Origin of the sequence: Haloquadratum walsbyi J07HQW2 (genome assembly GCF_000415985.1) — an archaeon.
GTDB classification, from domain to species: domain Archaea; phylum Halobacteriota; class Halobacteria; order Halobacteriales; family Haloferacaceae; genus Haloquadratum; species Haloquadratum walsbyi_B.
On the sequence record NZ_KE356561.1, the window covers coordinates 987,198 to 990,621 of the forward strand.

Here is a 3,424-nt window from a genome sequence, read left to right on the forward strand (position 1 = left end):
GTGTTCGGAGCACCGATGGGACTGGGCTTGACCCTGTCTTTGCGCTCGGTGTCGCAACGGTCGTTATGGCACTCGGACTCGCGATTTATGCACCACTGGCGAACAGTATCAACGCGCGTCTTAACCAGGGAACATTCCTTTTCTCACTGCAGTTTGGGGCGACTGTCTTCGCGAATGTGTTGTTTCAACTTCCACTTGGGCGATTAAGTGATACGTATGGACGACGTCCATTTCTTGTTTGGGGATTTGTCCTTCTTCTTCCTGCGACACTTATTCAGGGATTTCTTACCTCCTCATTACTGATGATTGTCGCACGATTTATCCAGGGAATTGCCGTCGCAGCAGTCTTTGCTCCCTCACTTGCACTCGCTGGTGATCTTGCCGGTGACGGTGAATCTGGGTCAACACTCTCATTACTCACGATGGGATTTGGGCTCGGAATTGCCTTTGGAACGTTATTCTCGGGAATCCTCGTTGGATTTGGATTTGCAACGCCATTTGTCGTCGCAACGGTGCTAAGTGCTGGTGGATTAATACTTGTCTATACACAGGTCGGTGAGCCAACAAATGTTGAACAGCCAACACCAACACCGGGGGACTGAAATAATACTCCAGAGGTTCGCACGTTTCGGCATCGTCTGAACTGATTTTGAATGTTACCCCGCACACGGTGGTACGGGGAATCCTGCCCTCACGAGGGCAGGCTTCTTGTTTCGATGACGTGACTTGCAGACACAGACTCGAAATGAGTCGTCTCCGTAGTGGTCACAGTCTCCACAGGCGTAGATTCGGGCCATCCCAGCCCTCACTCAGAAAAGCCTCTCTGCAAGACGTTCATCGCCGCGTTCGTGTCCCTATCCGTCTCAAATCCGCACGACGGGCAAGAGTGTTCACGAACCCAGATGTGTTTCGCCGTCTCTGCACCACACCGAGCGCACTCTTTGGTAGTACCTCGCGCTTCGACCTGCACGACGTGACAACCGTGCAGGTCGCCTTTGTATTCGAGGAGGGATGAACTGTCGCCACGCCGCATCCTGTTTATTCCGAGCGTTCCCGTCGCTCTGAAGCATTCCTGCTACGTTGAGGTCTTCCACGAACACGGCGTCGTACTCCTTGACGAGCCACGTCGTGAGTTTGTGCTGATAGTCCAGCACCTTCCGCTGGATACCACGTTTGACTTTGGCAACTTCTCGGCGTTGTTTCTCCCAGTTGTTCAACCCGTGTTCTTTCCGCGAGAGTTTGCCTTACTCCCGCCGAAGACACTCGTAGTCGTCTTCGAGGTTGAGCCAATCCACGGTCTTCCCATCGCTGGTGTGGATATAGTTGAGGATCCCGAGGTCAATTCCGACGCTGTTACTCGCGTCCAACTCGTCCACGTCAGGTTTCTCGGGCGTGTGTTCGTCGTCGGCCTCTAGCCCGAAGGAGACGAACCACTCACCAGTCGTTTCTTTCTTGAACGTGACCTCTTTGATAGTGGCGTGGTCGGGAATCGGACGCGAGTATTGGATTTTCACCCACCCAATTTTGCTGAAGCGGAGGTATGCGTGCTTGTCGTGGGCCCTCTTTTCATCGAGGTCGAAACCAGACTGGTTGTACGCCACGCTTCGATACTCACTGGGTGCTTGCCGCTTGAGCCGACCGACGGTGTATCCTTTCTCTTTGAGTTCGCTGAGGACGGTGAGGCTGTGGTGGAAGCGAGCGACAGTAGCTTGCGCGGCTTTCGAGTGTAGTTCACCGAATATTGACCACTTTTGTTTCCACATGGGGGGTTTGTTGTTCTGGTCGTACTCACTCGGTTTGTCGTCCGCTGGACTGTTCTCGCAGTCCCATCAGACGTGGTTGTAGAGTTAGCGATGAACGTCGAGGTGGTGTTCCAGTCGCTCCGCTACCTCTCCTGTCGTATAAGCACGGTAGCGGTGACTGTACTCCATCGCTGTCTGTTGGTTAGGGATATATTTAGTTAATGATTTGTGTCACGAGTTGTCGGCTTCATCCCCGACCACGGTGGGTCGGGGTATTCGCCTCGCTGACCAGTATAAAGGGGTCATTAATCAAGACACAGTTCTCAAGAAGATGAAACAACGAATACGTACTCAGCTTTAATATCTCTCGCAGTGATTCCTTTGGTAACTCATGTTGAATTCAGTAAATTAAAATCAGTGTTGATGCGCTATTTCATACATAAGACAGTGTCTCATGCGTACTTCACTCAATCCGACCACAGAACAATGCACGCAAACTGAATCACACAGACTCATACCGACATCAGTGGTCTCACCCTCACTTTGGCGTCTTACCCGAAATCGATACGGACGAGCGATATACGAGTTCCTTGCACAAGTTGGTATTACGGCGACGGCTATGCGTGAGTATGTCGCTGACTTGCCAGATGACACAATCCCAGAGATTGATCACATAATAAGGACAGACGGCTCATTACACGAATCTGCGTGCGAATGGACATCTCAGTCGAATCCACAATTTACTGTTGTTAGTTGTCCTGATGCAGCCGCATCCCTTAATGCGCCATTAGCGGAGAAACTCCCAACTAAAATCGCCTTTGTAGTCCGTGAAAACGGTGCTACCCGGGGATATTTGTTCATCTCAGTTAATACGACCGTTCCGATTGATGTTCTTGATTGCGAGCTCTCATTCGACGGTGGGTATATCCGCCGTGTGTGCGTCGATCAGACGCATCGTAATCGCGGAGTCGCAACCGCACTCATTACCGCTGCAAACCGATATGCTGCTGCTCTTGGTGCAACCCAAACGACAGCACTCGTTGCAATTGATAACCGACCATCACAAGCACTGTTTGAGACGTGTGACTTTAGGGCTCGTCGCACCCGATTGTACGCTCGTGTTGGACCAGTCTCAATCCGTCGTCAACTGCCAACTACACAATAGTACTATCCATCAATATAGATATCTCCTAAGTAAATAGTTCACAGAGTAGTATTATACCGACAGCGATAATTATATACTCGTGTGGATGTCGAGTGAAATTCGAGAGACAATCAAAGGGGTATATCAACGGTTTGACCCAGCAACGTACCGTGTGCCTGACACAGGTGACCGAATTAACATTCGTGATCGCCTCACCGGTGCAGACTATATTAGCCTCAGCGCCCTGTTATTTGGATGGGCGAGTGCTTTGTTATTCGTCCGTGGTGAGCCGAACTGGGGCGTTATTGTTATGTTTACTGCGTTTGGCTTCGACAAGCTTGATGGATGGTATGCACGGCGAACAGGTAACACATCACCGTTTGGTCGACAAGTAGACTCGTTTATTGATGTTTTCGCATATCTCGTCCCTGCAGCGCTATTATATCATCTCACACTTGCCCCGAATCTCCTTGCAAGCATTTCTGTTGGATTCTGCATCCTCTCATTTGGTGGACTCAGACTTGTACGACACAACAGC

At 50.7% G+C, this 3,424-nt stretch carries 3 protein-coding genes and 1 pseudogene; 3 read left to right on the forward strand and 1 reads right to left on the reverse strand.

Going from position 1 to position 3,424, the window contains the following annotated elements:
- Positions 1 to 602 (forward strand): MFS transporter (locus J07HQW2_RS04545; RefSeq protein ID WP_021054199.1); only part of this gene is annotated, 602 nt, incomplete at its 5' end.
- Between the two features lie 89 nt (positions 603 to 691).
- Here J07HQW2_RS04545 and J07HQW2_RS04550 read toward each other — a convergent pair.
- A pseudogene (locus tag J07HQW2_RS04550) lies at positions 692 to 1,763 on the reverse strand (RNA-guided endonuclease InsQ/TnpB family protein).
- A 505-nt stretch (positions 1,764 to 2,268) separates the two neighbouring features.
- On the opposite strand from J07HQW2_RS04550, the gene J07HQW2_RS04555 reads away from it, so the two are divergent.
- Together J07HQW2_RS04555 and J07HQW2_RS04560 are read left to right on the forward strand one after the other, a co-directional pair.
- On the forward strand, positions 2,269 to 2,907 hold the full coding sequence (locus tag J07HQW2_RS04555) for a GNAT family N-acetyltransferase (RefSeq protein WP_048075481.1): 639 nt from the start codon (positions 2,269 to 2,271) through the stop codon (positions 2,905 to 2,907).
- Between the two features lie 85 nt (positions 2,908 to 2,992).
- Positions 2,993 to 3,424 (forward strand): CDP-alcohol phosphatidyltransferase family protein (locus J07HQW2_RS04560; protein ID WP_021054202.1); only part of this gene is annotated, 432 nt, incomplete at its 3' end.